This window comes from Sphingomonas sp. AC411 (assembly GCF_979253035.1).
This window is the reverse complement of sequence record NZ_CEEDAQ010000001.1, coordinates 2,179,951-2,199,273: the sequence shown is the minus strand read 5'-3', so window position 1 is coordinate 2,199,273 and position 19,323 is coordinate 2,179,951. Positions and strand designations below refer to the sequence as shown.

Sequence of the window (19,323 nt, the reverse complement as noted above, 5' to 3'; positions counted from 1 at the left end):
GAGACGCGCAACACCAGCCGTTCCCCGGCGGAGGCCGGGGCCCAGTTGGGCGAACCGCAATAATTACATCGAAACGCTATCCCACCTGGGCCCCGGCCTTCGCCGGGAGCGGTGGTTACTTGGCGAGCGTGGCCTCACCCGAGATCGGCTGAACCGACGCCGGCGCAGTCGCACCCGACGCCACCACGATCCGGCCGACCTTCGGCGCAACCGTCGCGCCAGGCATCGCCATTTGCGTACCCTGGATGATGATCCGGTCGTTCGGCCCGATCCCCGAGCGCACGATCCGCAATCCATCGACCACCGGTCCTAGTTCGACCGGCTTCTGGCTCACGACGTTCTTCGCATCGATCGTCAGCAACACTTTCCGCGCTTGATCGGTCTGCACCGCATCGTCCGGCACCAGCAGAGCCTGCCGCGTCCCCGCACTTGCAAGGCGCATGTTACCGAACATCCCCGGCGTCAGGAAATACCCCGGATTGGCGAGCACGGCGCGGCCACGGATCGTGCCCGAACGCTGGTCGAGCCCGTTGTCGGTGAAGTCGAGCTTGCCCTTCCAGCGATGCTCGGTCTCGTCCTGCAACTGGATCTCGACTGCGGCGGGGGCCGCGCCGGGCTGACGTGCGCGCTGCGTCTTGAGGTACAGCGCCTCGGAGCCGTCGAAGGTGAAGTAGATCGGGTCGAGCGCGTTGATCGTCGTCAGCACCGTGCCGCCGGTGCCTTCGCCGCCCGCGACCTGGTTGCCCGCATCGACGCGGCGATCGGAGATGCGACCACCGATCGGTGCGCGAACCTGCGTGAAGCCCACGTCCAAAGCGCGGGCACGTTCGCGAGCTTGGGCGGCTGCGAGTGCGGCTTGGGCTGCTTCGAGCCTGCCGCGAAGGGCATCAACTTCGCCGGCCGAAACCGCTTCGTCGGCGACGAGTCGCTGCGCGCGACCAAGGTCGGTGCGGGCGAGGGACAGAGCACTTTTCGCGCTCGCAACGTTGGCATGCGCCTCAGCCAGAGCCGCGGCGAACGGGCGGGAGTCGATCGTGAAGAGCAACTGGCCCTTGCTGACGATCTCGCCGTCGCGGAAGTGGATGCCCGTGACTTCGCCCGCGACGCGCGGACGGATCTCTACCGTACGGCTCGGTGCGAAGCGGCCGACATAATCGTCCCACTCGCTGACCTGCCGCACCAGCGGCGACGCGACCGTGACCGAGGCGGGCGGTGGCGCCGCCATCGCCGCGTCGGGATGATCGAACATCTTCACGCCTACCGCACCAAGCAGCGCGATCGGCACGAGCACCATCGCGCCGCGCTGCCATGCCGGCCGTCGATGACGGTCCGTGGGCGGCGACGACGCGAGGTCGGCGTCGTTCGCGGCCGTGATTGTGGTAAGTTGGTTCACGCTGCGATGCTCCGCTTCTGCTGGGCGCCGACGCGCATGCCGGTCACGCTCTCGACGAGCGTCTCGATCTGGGCCTCGGCAAAGCCGGCGGCGAGGAAGTTCTGGATCTCGGCCATCGGCAGCGCGAAGCCGCGGCGCCAGGCGTACACCGCCATCCGTCGCAGTGCCTCGAGCCGGGGATCGGCGAGACGCGATGCGGTGCTCAGGCCGAACAGGCTGCCCATCGCCCGCGACATGCGGCTGGGGCCGGACAGGCTGCGCAACGTGTCGCGCTTGGCGAGCGCGATGACACTCCATTCGAGCGCGGAAAAGCCGGTCGGGGCGGGGGCTGCTACAGCCTGCGTGCGGCTGGTGACGGGCGAAGCGAACATGTTGTCGAGGTCGAGATAAGCCATGGGATTGTCCCCCTTTTGATTTTTCGGGCAAGCGCTGGCCTTCGTCGGTGGACGATCCACCGACGTCAGCTGGTCGCAAGGCGTGCGCGGTCGTTGCCGGCACATCCTCGTGCCGCGCTTGCCCGCTTGAATTTTCGAGAGTCCGGTCGGCCGAAGCCGTCCGGTGTTAGGTTTGAACCGTGGTCATGGGTTTGTGTCCCCGGTTGCCCCCTCCGAAGTAGGAGAGAGCTTCGATACCAGTCGGTATATAAACCTGGGGTTCATCTAGTCAACAGACTTTTGTACCGGCCGGTATTTTTTATCGCGACCGTAACGAAGCGTGACTTTTATGTCGGCGGACCGACGGGCTTACTTGGTCGGCCACACCGACAGGCTGGTCTCGACGAGCTGATTGAGCTCGGTGCAGGTCGCGCCCGAGCCGGCCTGGATCGACAGGCCCTGCATGATCGCGAACAGATACCGCATCAGGGCATGCGACTCGAGACCGTCGGGGAACTCGCCCGCCGCCTTGGCCTCGTCGAAGCGCTTCATCAAAGCGGCTTCGGACGATGCGCGACGCTTGGCGACCTCGGCCTTGATCGGCTCGGCTTCGGCGCTGCACGCGACGCTGCTGATGACGCTCAGGCATCCCTTGGGATCGCAGGTGCTCATCTGCATCTGCAACGCCCCACGGAGAAGCCTTTCCGCTACGGCGCGCGCCGTCGGCGCCTCGAGCGCGGAGGTCATATAGGCCAGCTTCTCGCGCTCGTAGAGGTCGAGCGCCTTGTGGAACAGCGCCTCCTTGTTGCCGAACGCCGCGTACAAGCTAGGCTTGGTGATGCCCATCTCCGCGGTCAGCTCGGCCATCGACGCGCCTTCGTAGCCGTTGCGCCAGAACACGCGCAACGCACCCGCGAGCGCTTCGTCGAGATCGAACTCGCGGGGGCGGCCCTTGGGGGCGGTGAGCGTGCAAAGCCTATTCATACCGTTCGGTATATAGGGTAAAACGGCAAAAGGTCCAGTGACTGGAATATGTTGCCGGGGCCGCCTGCCGTCCTGACGGGGTCGGCGTGGCGCAGGGCCCCGTCGGTGCAACCAAAGCCGGCCATACCGGTTGAAACTTCGACCAAATGGTAGCGCGATAGAGGAGCGAGACGATGGCGGACGACTTAAAGCGGGCAGTTGATGATGGCGCGAAGGCGAGCAAGGCGGCGACCGACCGCGCGGCGGATGCAGCCAAGGGTGCCGCGGACACGATGCGTGAGAATAGCGAGAAGGCGCGGGATGCGTTCTCCGAGAAGGTCGTCGATCCGGCGAAGCGCGCTGGTGAGGCGTTGAAGGAGACGGGCGGCAAGATCGCCGAGGGTGGTGCGACGATCGGCAAGACGATGATCGACCAAGCCGAGCAGAATGCGCGTGAGGCTTTCGCAGCGATGCGCGAGGCCGCCAGCGCCAAGGACCTCACGCAAGTGATGAAGATCCAGGGCGATTATCTGCGCGAGCAGAAGCCAGCGCAGCATGAGTCAGGCGCGCGAGATCGGCGAGCTGATCATGAAGTTCGGCAAGGATGCGGTGGCGCCGTTGCGCGGCGACGGTCCGAAGTAAATCGCCGCTGTCGCGTTGCTCGGGGTGGAGCGGCGTACGGACGAGCAGAACGCCGCCGCTCCGTCGATATGACGGAGACGGCGGCGATCGACCTTAACGAAATCGGTGCTTAGACGAACAACCCGACGAGCAGGTACGTCCCTGCACCGATTAACCCGGCTGCGGGCAAGGTCAGCGTCCAGGCGACGACGATGTTGCTCGCGACGTTCCAGCGGACCGCGGACAATCTGCGCGCGGCACCGACGCCGACGATCGAGCCGGTGATGGTGTGCGTGGACGAGACCGGGATGCCCCAGAAGGTCGCCGCGAACAGCGTGATCGCGCCGCCGGTTTCCGCGCAGAAGCCTTGTGCGGGCGTCAGGCGCGTGATCTTCGAGCCCATCGTGTGGACGATCCGCCAGCCACCCGACAGCGTGCCGAGCGCCATCGCCGCTTGGCAGGAGAGGACGACCCAGAGCGGCACGTGGAATTCGCCGCCGAGCAGGCCTTGCGAATAGAGCAGTACGGCGATGATCCCCATCGTCTTCTGCGCGTCGTTGCCGCCGTGGCCGAGCGAATAGAGCGCGGCGGAGATCAGCTGCAGCTTGCGGAATCGCTTGTCGACGCCGAGCGGAGTGAGCTTTAAGCTAGTCCAGGCGACCGCGAGCACCAGCACGAGTGCGAGCATAAGGCCGATCGCGGGCGAGGCGAAGATCGCGACGACCGTCTTGATCACGCCGCTCCAGACGATCGCGCCGAAGCCGATCTTGGCGATGCCCGCGCCGAGCAACCCGCCGATCAGCGCGTGGCTGCTGCTCGAGGGGATGCCGAGAACCCAGGTGATGACGTTCCACGCGATCGCGCCCATCAGCGCGGCGAAGATCACCTGCGCGTCGATGACGTTTGCCTGGACGATCCCCGTGCCGACGGTCTGCGCGACGTGGAGCCCGAAGACGGCAAACGCGATGAAGTTGAAGAACGCCGCCCACAGCACGGCGTATTGCGGCTTGAGGACGCGCGTGGAGACCACCGTGGCGATCGAGTTCGCCGCGTCGTGGAGGCCGTTTAGGAAGTCGAACAGCAGCGCGATGCCGATCAGGCCGATGAGGAGCGGTAGGGAGAGGATCATGCCGCCGCTCCAGGCGCCGCCCGGCCCCCTCCCTGGAAGGGAGGGGCAGGTGGGTCGGTGTGAGGCGGGTGTCGCGCTCCCTCTCGGGCCGACCCACCCCCAACCCCTCCCTTCCAGGGAGGGGAGCAGACGCGGTCGCTCCGAGCGTGGTCGCTCGCCCACAGGCACCACCCCGGCGAAGGCCGTGGCCCAAGTGGAGAGGTTGCAGTAACTGCGCGCCGCCCTTCGTTATTGTCGTCCCCAATTGGGCCCCGGCCTTCGCCGGGGGAGCATCCTCGGAGTGCCACATCTCAAGCATGGTCGATGACCAGCCCCTGGATCTCGTTCGCGACGTCTTCGAAGCGGTCGACGATCTTTTCCAGGCTGCTGTAGATTTCGCGGTTGATGATGAAGGTCATTGGGTCCGCGCTGATCTTCGACGCCTGGAACAGCGCGCGGAGGCCGGTGTCGTGGATGTCGTCGGCATGCCCCTCGATCTGGATCAGCCGCGCGGTGAGGTCGTGCAGCCGCCCTGCATTGGTGCCGAGCGAGCGGAGCAGCGGGATCGCCTCCGCGGTGATCCGGGCGGCCTCGACGATGATGCCGGCCATGTCGCGCATTTCGGCCGAGAACTCGGTCACCTCGTACAGCGCGATCGCGTTGGCGGTGCCGTTCATCTGGTCGATCGCGTCGTCCATCACGCCGATCAAATCCGTGATCGCGCTGCGGTCGAACGGCGTCACGAACACCCGGCGGACGTCCTGCAACACCTCGCGCGTGATATCGTCGGCCTCGTGTTCGCGCTTGACGATCTCGGCGATCTGACCCTCGATCGAGCCTTCGCCGTGGAGCAGCCGTGCGAGCGCATCGGCGCCGGCGACCAGGGTCGCGGCATGCGCGTCGAACAGTTCGAAGAACCGTCCCTGCTTCGGCATCAGCGACTGGAACCAGCCCAGCATCGGAATTCTCCTTTTCGCACTCGTGCGCACGACGGGTAAGATACGTTGCGCGAGCGACGCCGGGATCGGCGGCTCGCGGAAAGCCGCGATCAGCGCTTTCAGGCCGGGCTCATTGACAGCCTCCGCGGCGCGATCAAGCGTAAACCAGCGGGTGTCGCGCTGATGGCGCTCGGGCCAGTCGTCGAGTTGTTCGACGAATGCGAGCGGAAACACCGTCACGATCATGTCGCGGTAGCGGCCGGTGCGGCGGCGTTTTCGATAGCCGAATTCGCCGACCGCGGTAGGGCAGGGGATGCCGCGGATGCCGGCCTCCTCATACGCCTCCTGCGCGGCCGCCTCGTGGCTGGCGAGCCCGACGATCGGATTGCCCTTGGGGATCACCCAGCGACCGGTGTCGCGCGAGGTGATCAGCATGACGCGGGCATGGCCGTCGGCGTCGATCACATAGGGAAGTGCCGCAATCTGCTGGATAATTCGGGTCCTTCTGGCCGCGGAGTCGCGGGGTATGGGAGACAGCTTAGACGGCGGGATGCAGCATGCACAGGGGGCGGCCGGCGGTGTCGGGCGGGCTGTTACCGGCGCGATTCCGTCCCATTCCCGGACGTGGCAGATTTAACCATTTTTGCGACTGGTCGAATTAGTAAACGCGGCGTTAACGTTTGCATCATGACCAGACGCCTAGTCCTCACCAACGAAGCCGCCCGTCATCCGCTGCGCCGGTCGTTACCGCCGCCGGTGGTCGCGGCGGCGAAGAACGACGATCAGGACGTGAAGCTGTTTTTCCTGAGCTTCGCGGCGTTCTTCACCTGTTTCTACAGCTTTATTTTTTGAAGCGAGCAATCCTCCCCCGCCAGGGGGTGGCTAGCTCTTGCCAGACGGAGGGGAGGACGGGAGCAACCACCGTTGCGTTTCATCCCCCTCCGTCACCTTCGGCGCCACCCCCTGGCGGGGAGGATTTTAGTGGCGAAGCGTCGGCAAGCATCCGCCGACATCGTCGTCGCACGCCCGGTGCAGCTTCTGCGCGAGCCACGCCGAGACGAGGCACATCGCCGCGACCAGGAACAGCATGTCCTCCGGCGAGACGCCCATCGCGGTGATACCGATGACCAAAATCGAGCCGACCGTCATCGCGCCGGAATTGACGACGTTGTTCGCCGCCACGGTGCGCGCGGTCTGGTCCTTCTCGACGGTCGTCGTCAGGAACGCATAGAGCGGCACGACGAACATCCCGCCGGTAATCGCGATCGCCAGCAACGTGCCGAGCACGGGGATCGCGCCGGGCTGCTGGATGAACCCCGCCCAGTCGTAATACTGCCCGGCCGGCGCCGGCGTCCAGGTCCGCGCGAGGAACGAGAACAGCACGACGAAGCCACCCATCGCGATCACCGACGCGGGCGAGAACTTCGCCGAGATCCGCCCGCGCAGCATCGTGTTGATCACCACCGAGCCGATCGCGACGCCGACCGAGAACACCGCGATCACGAAGCTCGCGACTCGCTCGTCGGCGGTCAGCACGTTCTTCACCAGCGGCGGAAAGACGATGATCAGCACCGCGCCGATCGTCCAGAAAAGCTGATCGCGACGATCGCGAGGAACAGCCGCGGAATGTGCAGCGTCGCGCTGATCAGTCGCCACGACGCCGTGAACGGGTTGTAGTCGAGCTTCAGTGGCGGCCCTTCGCGCGGAGCGGGAGGCACCTGCCGCCCCGCGAACCAGCCGACCAGCGCGACGATCAAGACGCCGGCGGCGGCACCCTCGATCGGGATCCAGCCCGCGGTGACGGTGCCAAGCAGGATCGCGAGATACGTCCCCGCCTCGACCAGCCCGGTACCGCCGAGCACATCGCAGGGCTTCAGATGCTGCGGCAGGATCGCGTATTTTATCGGGCCGAAGAACGTTGAGTGGACGCCCAGGCACAGCACCGCGCCGAGCATCAGCCCGATCCCCAGCGACGGATGCCCGGCGCGCGCGACCATCAGTCCGGTCGCGCCGAGGATCATGATGCCGATCTCGACCGTCTTCACGATCCGGATGATCCGCGCCTTGTCGTGACTGTCCGCCAATTGCCCGGCGAGCGCGGACAGCAGGAAGAACGGCAGGATGCCGAGTCCCGTCGCCAGCGCGTTGAAGTTCGCCTCCATCTTCGGGTCGTTGAAGACCGCATAGGTGGCGAACAGGACCATCGAAGTCTTGAACAGATTATCGTTGAACGCGCCGAGAAACTGCGTGGTGAACAGGGGCAGGAAGCGACGTTGCTTCAGCAACCCGAGGGCATTGAGCATGACGGGAAATAGCCCTGATCGTTGCGAAAATACCGCAAACCCTTAGCCCAGCGTCATGCTCACGCCAACGTTTAAACCGGTTTCGCCGCGCGGCCGACCGGTATAGAGGTGATGGGTGCTGAGCTTGCCTAACCTCCTGACATTGTCGCGGATCGTCGCGGTGCCCCTGCTGGTCTGGTTCCTGTGGTGGCCCGACTGGGAGGCAGGCTACGGCATCGCCTTCGTGCTGTACTGCCTGATGGGCATCACCGATTATTTCGACGGCTATCTGGCGCGGTCGAGCGGCGCGGTGTCGCGATTGGGGATCTTCCTCGATCCGATCGCCGACAAGATCATGGTCGCCGCGGTGATCCTGATCCTGGTCGGCACGCGCGATATTCCTGGCGTCCATGTAATCGCCGCGCTGGTGATCCTGCTGCGCGAGATCGCGGTGTCGGGGCTGCGAGAATTCCTGGCGCAGGTGCAGGTGTCCGTTCCCGTATCGCAGCTCGCGAAGTGGAAGACGACGCTGCAACTCGTGTCGCTCGGCGGCATCATCCTCGGCGGCGCGGTGCCCGAGATGGTCTGGGTGCATAATGTCGGCATCGTCGCCTTGTGGGGCGCGGCCGTCCTTACCGTATTGACCGGGTGGGATTATCTCCGCGTCGGCCTGAAGCACATGGACTGACGATGGCGAAGATACGGATGGTGTATTTCGCCTGGGTGCGCGAGCGTATCGGCACGGGCGAGGAGATGGTCGAGCCGCCCGCGAGCATCGCGACGGTCGCCGACTTGGTCGACTGGCTGGCGGAAACCAGTGCCGGCCACGCCGAAGCGTTCGAGAATCGCTCGCGGTTGCGCGCGGCGGTCGATCAGGAGTTCGTGCCGCTGGATACGCCGATCGGTCGGGCGCAGGAGATCGCGATCTTCCCACCGGTGACCGGCGGATGATCCATATCTCGGTCCAGCAGTCGACGATCGATATCGCGGCGGAGATGACGCGCGCCGAAGCGGCCGGGGCCGGGGCGGTGGCGACCTTTACCGGGCTGGTGCGCGCTGACGATGGCGTAGGTACGCTAGAACTCGAACATTATCCCGGCGCAACCGAAGCGGCGTTGCTGAAGGTCGCCGAGGGCGCGATCGAACGCTGGGGGCTGAGCGCGGCGATCATCGTCCACCGGGTCGGGCCGATGCAGCCGGGCGAGCGGATCGTGTTCGTTGCAGCAACGGCGGCGCATCGTGGCGCGGCGCTGGAGGCCTGTGCGTATTTGATTGATCGGCTGAAGACCGATGCGCCGTTCTGGAAACGCGAAACGCGCGGGGTCGAAGCTAGCTGGGTCGAAGCGCGCGATGGCGACCATGCCGCTGCCGCTCGGTGGGACAAGTCGACGAGCTAATTCAGAGTTTGTTCTCCCGCGAAGGCGGGAGCTCAGAACTGGACCCCAGCCTTCGCGGGGAAACAAGAAGCGGGCCGCGCTCGCTGAGGAGTTCGCGGCCCGCAATCACATTAGCCGAGCTTCGGAACGCTCATGCCGTTGGTCAGGTGGACGACACCGTTCGTTTCCTTGATGTCGGCCGTATCGACGTACGACTTGATCCCGGCAGTGTCGGTCAGCTCGATGTTGCCGTTCGGGCCCAGCGAGGCGATCAGCGGCTGGCCCGCGAGCGTGGTCAGCGTCGCCTTGCCACCGCCGGCGGTGATCTGCGCCTTGAGCTGGTCCGAAGTCACCGCGCCGGCAACGACGTGATACTTGATGATCGTCGCAAGCGTCGGCGCCGATTCAGGCTTCAGCAGCGTGTCGAGTGCGCCGGCCGGCAGGCGGGTGAACGCTTCGTCGCTCGGCGCGAATACGGTGAACGGGCCGGGGCCTGCCAGCGTCGACTGCAGCTTGGCCGCAGTGACCAGCTTGAGTCAGCGTCGCGCGGTTCGGCAGCGTCGGCAGCGCGGCGGCGATCGTCGTCGTCGGCGCGGCAGTCGGTGCGGCCGGAGCCGCAGTCGCGGGTGCTGCCTGCGGCGTGGCGGTGGTGGCTGGGGCCGACTGCGCTGGTGCCGCAGGGGTCGTCGTCTGCGTCGCGGTCGTTTCGACCGGTGCGGTCTGTGCGGTCGCACCGGCGGCGAAGATCATGCTCGATGCGGCGGCAATCAGAAGGTTCGTCTTAACAGTCATGTGCGACTCCAAATATAATTGATGGGACGATTAGAAACTCGAACGAAAAAGTTAGGTATGAGATCGGCCCGTCTTCAATGTTTTGGCGGACCAGCCGCGCCATCGATGCGACGAACCGAGCCCGACAGTCGTGCCGATCAGCTCAATTTCGGCACGATTACGCCGTTGACGACATGCACGACGCCATTCGACTGGCGCACGTCTGCGGTCTCGACATAACTCTTGTTGCCGTTGACGTCGGTCAGCGTGATCACCGCGCCGACCAGCGTCGCAGTGATCGGATCGCCCTCGACCGTGGTCAACGTCGCCGTGCCGCCGCCGGCCGCGATGCGCTGGCGCAGGTCGTCGGCGGTGATCGCGCCCGGCACGACATGATAGGTCAGGACCTTGGTGAGGGAGGCCTTGTTCTCGGGCTTCAACAGCGTGTCGACCATCCCCGGTGCGAGCCGCCCGAACGCGTCGTTGGTCGGCGCGAACACCGTGAACGGCCCCGGCCCCGACAGCGTGCCGACCAGATCGGCGGCCTTCACCGCGGCGACCAGCGTCGACAGGTTGGGCGCGGCGGACGCGTTGTCGACGATCGTCCGGGTGGCCATCATCGGCACGCCGCCGACGGTGGGATTGGCGACCGCAGGGGGCCGTTCGGCACCGCCAGCGCGGGATTGGTCGACGGACTGGCCACGTCGTCCTTCGATTTGCCACTGCACGCAGCGAGCGCCAGCGCACTCGTCATTAGCAGTAGCGGAAGCGTCTTCGACATCATCGGGTCTCCAGCGGGAAGTTCGAAAGATACGATCGAACGCCGAGTTGGTTGCGCACCCGTGCCAATCTCGGGGTGGGCGGATGTCCAGGAACTGAACGGGCGAGCCTGAAACGCAACGGTCCCCCATCCCTGAAAGGGAGGGGTGAGGATGGGTAGGCCTGCTTATGTCGCTGACGTTGCCTGATACGGAAACCGACCCACCCCGACCCCCCTTCCAGGGCGGGGAGCAGAAGCGGGGCTATTGAACGTCGGCTAGCGCCTTCGCCATCAGCCGGAAGTCCTTCTCCCGCGGGCTCGCGCGACGCCAGACCAGCGCGATCCGCCGCACCGCGTTGATCTCGTCGAGCGGCCGTGCGGTAATGTTGGTGTTGTCGAGGATGCCCGCCTTCAGCGCCATCTCGGGCAGCATCGTGATGCCGAGCCCGTTGTCGACCATCTGCACGATCGTGTGCAGCGACGTCCCCAGCATCGTCGCCTCCGCACGCAGTTCCGGCCGGTTGCACGCGCCGAGCGCATGGTCTTTCAGGCAATGCCCGTCCTCGAGCAGCAACAGCCGTGTCTCGTCGATCGCCGACGCGGGGATCGCGGGCAGCGCCGACGGCACTTCGCCCGACGGATAGGCGACGAACAGCCGATCCTCGAACAACGTTTCGGACGTCACTTCCCCGCAGGCATAAGGGAGGGCGAGCAGCACGCAATCGGTCCGGCCATTGTGCAGGCCCTCGCACGCGGGACCACTCGGCTCCTCGCGAAGGAACAGCTTCAGGTCGGGATAATCCTTTCGCAAACGCGGCAGGATTCTCGGCAGCATGAACGGCGCGATCGTCGGGATCACGCTCATCCGCATGTCGCCCGACAGCGGCTGGCCGGCGGCGCGCGCCATATCGCCCAGTTCCTCGGCCTCGCGCAGCACGCGCCGTGCCTTGTCGGCAATCAGATCGCCCAGCGGCGTGAACCGCACGACTCGCCGCGTACGCTCGACCAGCACCACGCCGATCAGCGTCTCCAGCTCGCGCAGGCCCGCGGACAGCGTCGACTGCGTCACGAAGCACGCCTCCGCCGCGCGCCCGAAATGACCATGGTCCTTCAGCGCGACCAGATATTGCAACTGTTTCAACGTGGGTAGGTAAGTGACTGCCATTAATCGCCTCAATCGATCATCGGATGATAAATAGACCGTTGGATCGATAACACCAGTGCCCATATACCGCATTGCACAACGAACGAGCGGGATACCCGCCGCCTGTGAGGATGCCTGGAGCCAAAGATTTTTCAGGAGGCTTCCATCATGTTGACCATCGGCGATCAGTTCCCATCGATGACCATTCCCGTCCAGCAGGGCGTTGCCGCACTGCCCGCCGGCGAGACGCTCGATCTGACGACGGCGTATCCGGGCAAGTGGAAGGTGCTGTTCTACTGGCCGAAGGATTTCACCTTCGTCTGCCCGACCGAGATCGTCGGCTACAGCGACATCCGCAGCGATTTCGAGGACCGCGACGCCGTGCTGATCGGCGCGTCGACCGACACCGCGCACGTCCACCTCGCCTGGCGCAAGTCGGACGCGGATCTTGCCGCAGCCGACTTCCCGTGGCTGGCGGATAACGGCGCGAAGCTCGCCGACGCGCTCGGCATCGTCGACAAGAACGAGCATGTCGCGTTCCGTGCGACGTTCATCATCGATCCGGATAACGTCATCCAGGCGGTCCAGGTCAACGGCCTGAACGTCGGCCGCAACCCCGCCGAGACGCTCCGCGTGCTCGACGCGCTGCAGACCGACGAGCTGTGCCCGTGCAACTGGAACAAGGGCGACGACGTCCTTCAGCTGGCTGCGTAAGTAAAAACTCCCTCCCGTTCACGGGAGGGGTTGGGGAGGGCGTGTCCACATGGACCGCCCTCTCTTTTGTCTCCAGTCCCTCCCCGACCCCTCCCGCAGGCGGAAGGGGAGCAGAAGGAAGTAAGATCATGTCGCTCAAGGAATTCGCAGGGCAACTGCCCGACTACGCCAAGGACATCCGCCTCAACGTCGGTTCGCTCCTCAACGAGACCCACCTCAGCGACCAGCGCAAATACGGCCTGTTGCTGACCTGCGCGCACGGCTCGGGCTACAAGCCGCTGGTCGAGGCCGCCGAAGCCGAATGCGCACCGAAGCTCTCGCCCGAGGCCGCCAACGCGGCGCGTGCGGCGGCTGCGGTGATGGCGATGAACAACGTCTACTACCGTTTCACGCACCTCGCCGGGAACCAGGAATACCGCAACATGCCGGCCAAGCTGCGCATGAACGTGATCGGCCAGCCCGGCATCGACAAGGTCGATTTCGAGCTGTTCAGCCTGGCCGTGTCGGCGATGAACGGCTGCGGCATGTGCATCGACAGCCACGAGCAGATTTTGAAGAAGGCCGGCGTTACGGCCGAGGCGATCCAGACGTCGGTGCGGATCGGCGCGGTGATGTCGGCGGTCGCGACGGTGCACGCCACGCTGTGACTTTCTGTTCCCCTCCCACTTGTGGGAGGGGTTAGGGAGGGGCTGGCCTCAAGCACGGGGTCGTAGTTGGCGCGCCCTCCCCGACCCCTCCCGCAAGCGGGAGGGGAGTTCCGTCAGTGCCAGATCGCGCGGTACAGGCCGAACAAACTCGTGATCGTCAGGATCACCCCGACCAGCACCATCAACGTCTTCGCCGGCACGCGCTTCGCCAGCAGCGCCCCGAATGGTGCCGCCAGCACGCCACCGATCAGCAACCCGACCGTGGCCTGCGTAAACGCCGCCCAGCCGAGCTGCGTGATGAACGTCGCGGAAATCGTCGCGGTCAGGAAGAACTCCGCGGTATTCACCGTCCCGATCGTGGTCCGTGGCGCCGCGCCCTGCACCAGCAGGTTCGACGTCACCACCGGCCCCCAGCCGCCACCGCCCGCCGCATCGAGAAACCCCCGACCAGCCCGAGCGGCTCGACGATCTTCGGCTCCTTCTGCTTCGGCGGATAGCGAAGCCCGCGGTACAGCAGGTACACGCCGATCGATGTCAGGTACGCGAGGATGAACGGCTTGGCGGTGCTCGCGTCGATGTTCGACAGCACGTACGCGCCCAGCACGCCGCCGATCACGCCGGGGATCATCAGCCGCAGGAACAGCGTCCAGTTAACGTTCTTGTGGAGCACATGGCTGATCCCCGACACCGCGGTCGTGAACGTCTCGACCGTATGAACGCCCGCCGACGCCGCGGCGGGCGGTACGCCGACCCACAACAGCAGCGTGTTCGAGATCACCCCGAACGCCATCCCCAGCGCACCGTCGACGATCTGCGCGGCGAATCCGACGAGGATGAAGGGCAGGAGTGTCTCGAAGCTCAAGGTCGTCAGGTCGAACATCGGCATCCCCTCAATATCGCCCCAAACTGCAACGCGCGGGCTTATCCTACAACAAAGATAGGCTTTACCCCGATCCCGATGGGCTGATGGGGGCTGACACTGCTCGCGGGCCCGGTTCTGGAAATCGGCCGTTCGATACCCTAGATACGGACATCGCGAAGGGGACTGCGCATGTCGAGCGGATTACTGGCCTATCTGGATCTCGATCCGCGCCCGCGACCCGGCCCCCCATTCGCGCGCCGAGATCATGCTGTATCCTGGCGTCTGGGCGCTCGGCTATCACCGCATCGCGCACCGCCTGTACAAGGCGAAGCTGTATTTTCTCGCGCGCTGCGTGAACCATTGGTCGCGCTTCACAACCGCGATTGACATCCATCCGGGCGCGACGATCGGCCGTAACTTCTTCATCGACCACGGCTTCGTGGTGATCGGCGAGACCGCCGAGATCGGCGACGACGTCACGATCTACCAGTGTGTCACCTTGGGCGGCACCAGTCCCGACAACGGCGTCCAGGGCAAGCGCCACCCGACCATCTCCGATGGCGCGATCATCGGTTCGGGCGCGCAGGTGCTCGGCCCGATCACGCTCGGCAAGCGCTCGCGGGTCGGCGCCAACGCGGTCGTCACGCGCGACGTACCCGCGGGCACGACGGTGGTCGGTATTCCCGCGCGCGCGACTACGATCGAGGGCGGCAACGCACCCGAACTGCCGCGGTTCGTGCCTTACGGTACGCCGTGCAGCGAGGCATTCGATCCCGCGACACAGAAGATGGAGCTCATGCGCTGCGAGTTGGAGACGATGCGCAAGCGTCTCGACGCGTTGCTCGCCGAAGATCATCCAGAGGACCGGCGCGACCGCGCATGAAGTGGCTAACTGATGGGCGTCGTGCCGTTTCCGACACCGTCCAAGGCGACGCAGGTCGGCTTCGAACGCCTCGAACTCAATCGGATTCTCGATCTCTACGGCCGGATGGTCGCGGCCGGGCATTGGCGCGACTATGCGATCGACCTCGGCAAGGACGCTGCGGTGTTCGCCGCCTTCCGCCGCGCCGCGGAACGTCCGGAGTTCAGGATCGAGAAACGCCCGGCGCTGCGCAACAAGCAGGGCATGTGGGCGCTGATTGGCGAAGCTGGCGTGGTGGTGAAGCGCGGGCACGAACTGGGCCCGGTGCTGGCGCCGGTCGAGCGGCGCTTGATGAAGTTGGTCGAGGACTAACGAGTGATTCTGCTCCCTCCCTGAAAGGGAGGGGCTGAAGTGGGTAGGGCGGCTCGTGCCGCAACCTTGCGTGATACGGAAACCGACCCACCCCGACCCCTCCCTTCCAGGGAGGGGAGCTTAACGAGCCATCACACCAGCACCGGCGCGCTCGCCCGGTCCGCTTCGCCGAACACGCGGAGATACCGCGCGATCTCCGCCGGTTCACCGGTCGCCTTGGCCGGATTGTCCGAAAGCTTCACCGCAGGTCGCCCGTTCGCGGCGATCACCTTGCAGACCAGCGAGATCGGCTCCAGCGCGGCCGCGCCGTCCGGATCGCAACCGCGAAAGTCGTTGGTCAGGTTGGTCCCCCAGCCGAAACTCATCCGCACGCGTCCGTGGAAATGCCGATAGGTCTGCTCGATCGTGTCAATATCCATCCCGTCGGAGAAGATCAGCAGCTTGGTCTTCGGATCGACGCCCTGTTCCTCCCACCAGCGGATGATCTGCTCGCCGCCTGCGATCGGCGGCGCGCTGTCGGGACGGAAGCCGGTCCACTCCGCCAGCCAGTGCGGCGCGTTGCGCAGGAACGCGGTCGTCCCGAACGCGTCGGGCAGCGCGATCAGGAGGTTGCCGTTATAATGCTGCCGCCAATGCTCGAGCACGCGGTACGGCGCCTCGGCCAGCTCGGCATCGCTCTTGGTTAGCGCGGCGGTCACCATCGGCAGTTCGTGCGCGTTCGTGCCGATCGCCTCGAGGTCGGCATCCATCGCCAACAGCACGTTCGAGGTACCGATGAACCGGTCGCCGAGCCCTTCCTTCAGCGCCTCGACGCACCAGCGTTGCCACAGGAACCCATGCCGCCGCCGCGTGCCGAAGTCCGAGAGCACCAGGTCGGGCAATTCGCGCAGCCGCTCGACCTTTTCCCACAGCTTCGCCTTGGCGCGCGCGTAGACGATGTCGAGCGCGAACCGGCCGCGGTCGCGCAGGGCCGCGCGCGATTTGAGTTCGTTGATGATCGTCAGCGCGGGAATTTCCCACATCGTGGTGTGGCTCCACGGCCCGTCGAAATGCAGCTCGTACTGGCCGTCGACTTGCCGCAGATCGTAGGCCGGCAGCTGGAACTCCGCGAGCCAGGCGAGAAACTCGGGACCGAACATCTTCTGCTTGCCGTAGAAGCTGTTGCCCGCGAGCCAGATCAGCTCCTTCTTCGCGAACCTGAGCGTCCGGGCGTGATCGAGCTGGGCGCGCAACTCGGTTTCGTCGACGATCTCGGCAAGGCGCACCGTCTTCGTCCGGTTGATCAACGCGAAGGTGGCGCTGACGTCCGGATACGCGTGGCGGATCATCTGCAACATCAGCAGCTTGTAGAAATCGGTATCGAGCAGGCTGCGCACGATCGGATCGAGCCGGAAATTGTGATTATACGTCCGGGTGGCGATATCGGTCACGGCCATGCGCGCGGGCTCCTGCGTTGCGAGTGCTGCGGGTGTCCGAGAAGACGCGAGTGTGTCAAGCAGCGGGCAAAGGAGACGGGCGATGGCGCGGTTCGTGGTCGTGGTGGATACACAGTGGGATTTCATGGCGGCCGACGGCGCGCTGAGCGTGGGCGGAGCGGCGGCGTTGGTGGCGCCGATGCAGGCGTGGCTGGCGGCGCTGAAGCCCGAGGAGACCGCGGGCGTGCTCTTCACCTTCGACACGCATTTCGTCGAGACCTACGCCGCATCGCCCGAGGCGGCGATGTTTCCGATCCACTGTGTTCGGGGCACCCAAGGGTGGGGCAACATGCTCGACGTGGCGCTGATCGATGCGGCGATCCCGGCGTGGCGGATCGAGAAGGGCGTGTTCGATATGTGGGCCGAGCCGGGGCTGGCGATCGAGGACGCGCGCGATGCGGGACGGCCGACGACACCACGGGAAGCGTTCTTCGCGGGGTTGACGGCGAGTGGCGTCACGGACGTAACGGTGATCGGCGTCGCAGCGGATTACTGCGTTCGCTGGGCCGTCGAGGGCCTGATCGCGCGCAGCTTTGCGGTGACGGTCCCGACCGGGCTCACGCGCGGTATCGAACGCCAGATCGAGGCGGTCGCGGCGGAGGATTTCGCCGGTGCGGCACTCGTCGTTTGACCCGCCCTTTCGCCGGCCGAACGATCCTCCCCGCCAGGGGAGGTGGCAGCTAGCCTGACGGAGGGGAGGTGAGGCAAACCTCCGTTGCGTCTCCTCCCCTCCGTCAGGCAAGTGCTAGCCACCTCCCCTGGCGGGGGAGGATCGGTGGGGCCTGGCTATCACGCCATCGCAGCAATCAACCGCCCGACATCGACCGTCGCGAACGACGCGAAATTGTCCGCCACCCCGAACGGCAGCAACAGCGTGCGGTCATGGACGATCCCGCCACAGCTGTAGACGACGTTCGGCACATATCCGTCGCGTTCCTTCGGGCTCGGCACGATCAGCGGCTCCATCATCCGCGCGAGCAGCTTGGTCGGATCGTCCCGATCGAGCAGGCATGCACCGACGCAGTAATTGCGGACGCTGCCGACGCCGTGGGTCAGCACCAGCCAGCCTTCGTCGATCTCGATCGGTGAACCGCAATTGCCCATCTGGATGAACTCCCACGGCCATTTCGGCTCTACGATCTTGGTGCCGCCCTCCCAGGTCAGCAGATCGTCAGAGCTGAGGAACCAGATGTTCTCGTTGTCCTGCCGCCCGAGCATCGCGAAGCGCCCGTCGATCTTGCGCGGGAACAGCGCCATCCCCTTGGTGGCCGCGACCGCGCCGCGCATCGGCTGCATCTCGAACGTCTTGAAGTCCTCGCCCCGCAGCAGTTCGCAGCGCGTTTCGGACCCGCTGAACGCGGTATAGGTGCCGAGATACTGGACCTCGCCGGCATCCTCGAACCGGACGAGCCGCAGATCCTCGATCCCCTGGCGCTGACTCGGCAGGATCGGGAAGATCACGGTTTCCGACAGTTCGCGACTATTGCCGCATTGCAGGCGGGTCGGGCCGCCATCGGTCGCGCCCTGGTCCGACGGCTCGATCCGCGGCGCCACGGCGGTCTGGCTGGCGGGATCGACCGAAAAGCCATCCTGCGGCGACCAGCGGCCGGTGCGGAACGTGACCGACGACACGTGACCCTCGCCGATCCCGCGCAGCGACAGGATGAAGCGGAGACCGTCGTCGGGCGCGCCGGTCTGGTCGGGATGCAGCACCATGCTCGGGTTGAACAGCGCGGCGGCCTCGAACGAATATTCCCCGCTCAGATACGCGCCGATCAGAACCTGTTGGTCGCGCGTGATCGTGCGGGTGTCGTGCACCACCGCCATGACCTCGCCGAAACGGTGGAGCAGCAGGTCGTCGACGTCGCGGTGGCGCTCGTCCAGCGATGCGGTGACGCGCTCGCGTTCGGCGTGAAGTTCGTCGTGCGTCAGCGACAGCACGCGGTCGATCACGCGCTCGGCACGGGGATGGCCGGCGATCTTGAACGGCCCGGGATATTCGATGTTGAAGGGGCGGATCACGGTCCGCGACGGATCGGGGCGCAGCTGGATGTTGGAGAAGGTGACGAGATCGGCTTCGGCCATGATCGGCTCCACTGTGGCGGCGAGACACGGGGCGACGACACCGCGCTCGGGTCCGCCATGAACGCCGAAACCGCCGGCATGGCTACATGAAAACGGCGTCACGCGGGCGGTGTCGGCGGCAGCGGCAATTTGGTTGAAATACGGTGGACAAGTTTGACGGCCAGATCGCGGGTTCGATCTTTCGGCGATCGAGGCGGACGGGGGCAGGCGTTGGAGATGCAGACATCAGGTGCGCGAACGCGACCATCGGACGCCTGCGCGCTCGGCCGTCACACGCCGCGATCGCGGCACCGCGACATCAAGGACGAGCCGATCCAGCGCTCGGCCTGCCGGCGGTGCGGCGCGACGATCGTCAAGTCTGCGGTCAGTCGCCGATGGATCGTTTCCGGATTGCTCGGCTGAGCCGGCGACCGCATCAACACGAGGGGACTATCATCATGAAGACGACGAGATGGGCGGGGCCGTTGATGGGCGCCGCGGTGCTGGCGGTATCGATGCCGGCGTGTGCGCAGGACCATGGCGGCGGTCGAGGCCCCGGTCCGACGCCGGCGATGATCGCCCAGATGCAGGCGCGTG

The 19,323-nt window shown here is 65.7% G+C and carries 21 protein-coding genes and 3 pseudogenes; 11 read left to right on the top strand and 13 right to left on the bottom strand.

The genetic code is table 11. The features are described 5' to 3' along the window. Window positions 1-115: 115 nt before the first annotated feature. The 3 genes from AC0IX7_RS11350 to AC0IX7_RS11340 all read right to left on the bottom strand — a co-directional run bounded on the left by AC0IX7_RS11350 (window position 116) and on the right by AC0IX7_RS11340 (window position 2,751). Window positions 116-1,393, bottom strand: a complete 1,278-nt coding sequence (locus AC0IX7_RS11350) for an efflux RND transporter periplasmic adaptor subunit (RefSeq protein WP_471811952.1) — start codon at window positions 1,391-1,393, stop codon at window positions 116-118. After that, a complete protein-coding gene (locus AC0IX7_RS11345) occupies window positions 1,390-1,788 on the bottom strand; it encodes a hypothetical protein (RefSeq protein WP_187505145.1) in 399 nt (132 codons plus the stop codon). Before AC0IX7_RS11345 ends, AC0IX7_RS11350 begins: the two co-directional genes overlap by 4 nt. A gap of 348 nt (window positions 1,789-2,136) precedes the next feature. Beyond that, the gene (locus AC0IX7_RS11340; protein WP_248522854.1) at window positions 2,137-2,751 is read right to left on the bottom strand and encodes a TetR/AcrR family transcriptional regulator; all 615 of its coding nucleotides are present in this window, start codon (window positions 2,749-2,751) and stop codon (window positions 2,137-2,139) included. A gap of 173 nt (window positions 2,752-2,924) precedes the next feature. On the opposite strand from AC0IX7_RS11340, the gene AC0IX7_RS11335 reads away from it, so the two are divergent. Further along, window positions 2,925-3,485 (top strand): phasin family protein, encoded by a 561-nt coding sequence (locus tag AC0IX7_RS11335; RefSeq protein ID WP_471811950.1) that lies wholly within the window; start codon window positions 2,925-2,927, stop codon window positions 3,483-3,485. Here AC0IX7_RS11335 and AC0IX7_RS11330 read toward each other — a convergent pair. Together AC0IX7_RS11330 and AC0IX7_RS11325 are read right to left on the bottom strand one after the other, a co-directional pair. Then, window positions 3,482-4,480, bottom strand: coding sequence for an inorganic phosphate transporter (locus AC0IX7_RS11330; RefSeq protein ID WP_187505147.1), 999 nt, complete (start codon window positions 4,478-4,480; stop codon window positions 3,482-3,484). The two genes, AC0IX7_RS11335 and AC0IX7_RS11330, sit on opposite strands and share 4 nt — an antisense overlap. 290 nt (window positions 4,481-4,770) lie before the next feature. Next, window positions 4,771-5,889, bottom strand: a complete 1,119-nt coding sequence (locus AC0IX7_RS11325) for a DUF47 family protein (protein ID WP_471813852.1) — start codon at window positions 5,887-5,889, stop codon at window positions 4,771-4,773. Between the two features lie 195 nt (window positions 5,890-6,084). Between AC0IX7_RS11325 and AC0IX7_RS11320 the strand changes: the two genes are divergently transcribed. After that, on the top strand, window positions 6,085-6,249 hold the full coding sequence (locus tag AC0IX7_RS11320; RefSeq protein ID WP_187502787.1) for a hypothetical protein: 165 nt from the start codon (window positions 6,085-6,087) through the stop codon (window positions 6,247-6,249). A 126-nt stretch (window positions 6,250-6,375) separates the two neighbouring features. Here the strand turns inward: AC0IX7_RS11320 and AC0IX7_RS11315 are convergent. After that, window positions 6,376-7,700: pseudogene (locus AC0IX7_RS11315) on the bottom strand (MFS transporter). Window positions 7,701-7,815: 115 nt separating this feature from the next. Here AC0IX7_RS11315 and pgsA point away from each other — a divergent pair. From pgsA to AC0IX7_RS11300, 3 genes are read left to right on the top strand one after another with little or no spacing between them, the layout of a single operon-like run. Next, on the top strand, window positions 7,816-8,367 hold the full coding sequence (gene pgsA / locus AC0IX7_RS11310; RefSeq protein ID WP_128454207.1) for a CDP-diacylglycerol--glycerol-3-phosphate 3-phosphatidyltransferase: 552 nt from the start codon (window positions 7,816-7,818) through the stop codon (window positions 8,365-8,367). 2 nt (window positions 8,368-8,369) lie between these two features. After that, on the top strand, window positions 8,370-8,630 hold the full coding sequence (moaD, locus tag AC0IX7_RS11305) for a molybdopterin converting factor subunit 1 (protein ID WP_471811948.1): 261 nt from the start codon (window positions 8,370-8,372) through the stop codon (window positions 8,628-8,630). After that, on the top strand, window positions 8,627-9,076 hold the full coding sequence (locus AC0IX7_RS11300) for a molybdenum cofactor biosynthesis protein MoaE (RefSeq protein ID WP_471811947.1): 450 nt from the start codon (window positions 8,627-8,629) through the stop codon (window positions 9,074-9,076). Before moaD ends, AC0IX7_RS11300 begins: the two co-directional genes overlap by 4 nt. A gap of 110 nt (window positions 9,077-9,186) precedes the next feature. Here AC0IX7_RS11300 and AC0IX7_RS11295 read toward each other — a convergent pair whose 3' ends face one another. The 4 genes from AC0IX7_RS11295 to AC0IX7_RS11280 all read right to left on the bottom strand — a co-directional run bounded on the left by AC0IX7_RS11295 (window position 9,187) and on the right by AC0IX7_RS11280 (window position 11,751). Further along, on the bottom strand, window positions 9,187-9,555 hold the full coding sequence (locus tag AC0IX7_RS11295; protein ID WP_471813851.1) for a fasciclin domain-containing protein: 369 nt from the start codon (window positions 9,553-9,555) through the stop codon (window positions 9,187-9,189). After that, a complete protein-coding gene (locus AC0IX7_RS11290) occupies window positions 9,461-9,847 on the bottom strand; it encodes a hypothetical protein (protein WP_471811946.1) in 387 nt (128 codons plus the stop codon). The genes AC0IX7_RS11295 and AC0IX7_RS11290 overlap by 95 nt, the downstream gene beginning before the upstream one ends. A gap of 137 nt (window positions 9,848-9,984) precedes the next feature. Further along, window positions 9,985-10,554, bottom strand: a complete 570-nt coding sequence (locus AC0IX7_RS11285) for a fasciclin domain-containing protein (RefSeq protein ID WP_471811945.1) — start codon at window positions 10,552-10,554, stop codon at window positions 9,985-9,987. A 294-nt stretch (window positions 10,555-10,848) separates the two neighbouring features. Then, the gene (locus AC0IX7_RS11280; RefSeq protein WP_471811944.1) at window positions 10,849-11,751 is read right to left on the bottom strand and encodes a hydrogen peroxide-inducible genes activator; all 903 of its coding nucleotides are present in this window, start codon (window positions 11,749-11,751) and stop codon (window positions 10,849-10,851) included. 147 nt (window positions 11,752-11,898) lie between these two features. Between AC0IX7_RS11280 and AC0IX7_RS11275 the strand changes: the two genes are divergently transcribed. Together AC0IX7_RS11275 and ahpD are read left to right on the top strand one after the other, a co-directional pair. Then, the gene (locus tag AC0IX7_RS11275) at window positions 11,899-12,444 is read left to right on the top strand and encodes a peroxiredoxin (protein WP_128454213.1); all 546 of its coding nucleotides are present in this window, start codon (window positions 11,899-11,901) and stop codon (window positions 12,442-12,444) included. A gap of 128 nt (window positions 12,445-12,572) precedes the next feature. After that, window positions 12,573-13,091 (top strand): alkylhydroperoxidase, AhpD family, encoded by a 519-nt coding sequence (ahpD, locus tag AC0IX7_RS11270; protein WP_471811943.1) that lies wholly within the window; start codon window positions 12,573-12,575, stop codon window positions 13,089-13,091. Between the two features lie 113 nt (window positions 13,092-13,204). Here the strand turns inward: ahpD and AC0IX7_RS11265 are convergent. Further along, a pseudogene (locus AC0IX7_RS11265) lies at window positions 13,205-13,971 on the bottom strand (sulfite exporter TauE/SafE family protein). 171 nt (window positions 13,972-14,142) lie between these two features. Between AC0IX7_RS11265 and epsC the strand changes: the two are divergent. Together epsC and AC0IX7_RS11255 are read left to right on the top strand one after the other, a co-directional pair. Further along, window positions 14,143-14,836 (top strand): annotated as a pseudogene (gene epsC / locus AC0IX7_RS11260) (serine O-acetyltransferase EpsC). Window positions 14,837-14,848: 12 nt separating this feature from the next. Further along, window positions 14,849-15,187: a DUF2794 domain-containing protein gene (locus AC0IX7_RS11255; protein ID WP_471811942.1), complete on the top strand. Its 339-nt coding sequence runs from the start codon at window positions 14,849-14,851 to the stop codon at window positions 15,185-15,187. A 131-nt stretch (window positions 15,188-15,318) separates the two neighbouring features. Here the strand turns inward: AC0IX7_RS11255 and pncB are convergent, their stop codons facing one another. Beyond that, the gene (pncB, locus tag AC0IX7_RS11250; RefSeq protein ID WP_471811940.1) at window positions 15,319-16,623 is read right to left on the bottom strand and encodes a nicotinate phosphoribosyltransferase; all 1,305 of its coding nucleotides are present in this window, start codon (window positions 16,621-16,623) and stop codon (window positions 15,319-15,321) included. Window positions 16,624-16,705: 82 nt separating this feature from the next. Between pncB and AC0IX7_RS11245 the strand changes: the two genes are divergently transcribed. After that, window positions 16,706-17,293 (top strand): cysteine hydrolase family protein, encoded by a 588-nt coding sequence (locus tag AC0IX7_RS11245; RefSeq protein WP_471811938.1) that lies wholly within the window; start codon window positions 16,706-16,708, stop codon window positions 17,291-17,293. A 158-nt stretch (window positions 17,294-17,451) separates the two neighbouring features. Here AC0IX7_RS11245 and AC0IX7_RS11240 read toward each other — a convergent pair whose 3' ends face one another. Next, window positions 17,452-18,747, bottom strand: a complete 1,296-nt coding sequence (locus AC0IX7_RS11240; protein ID WP_471813849.1) for a glycoside hydrolase family 130 protein — start codon at window positions 18,745-18,747, stop codon at window positions 17,452-17,454. A 216-nt stretch (window positions 18,748-18,963) separates the two neighbouring features. Here AC0IX7_RS11240 and AC0IX7_RS11235 point away from each other — a divergent pair, with 216 nt between their 5' ends. Next, the gene (locus AC0IX7_RS11235) at window positions 18,964-19,149 is read left to right on the top strand and encodes a hypothetical protein (RefSeq protein ID WP_471811937.1); all 186 of its coding nucleotides are present in this window, start codon (window positions 18,964-18,966) and stop codon (window positions 19,147-19,149) included. Window positions 19,150-19,323 lie beyond the last annotated feature (174 nt).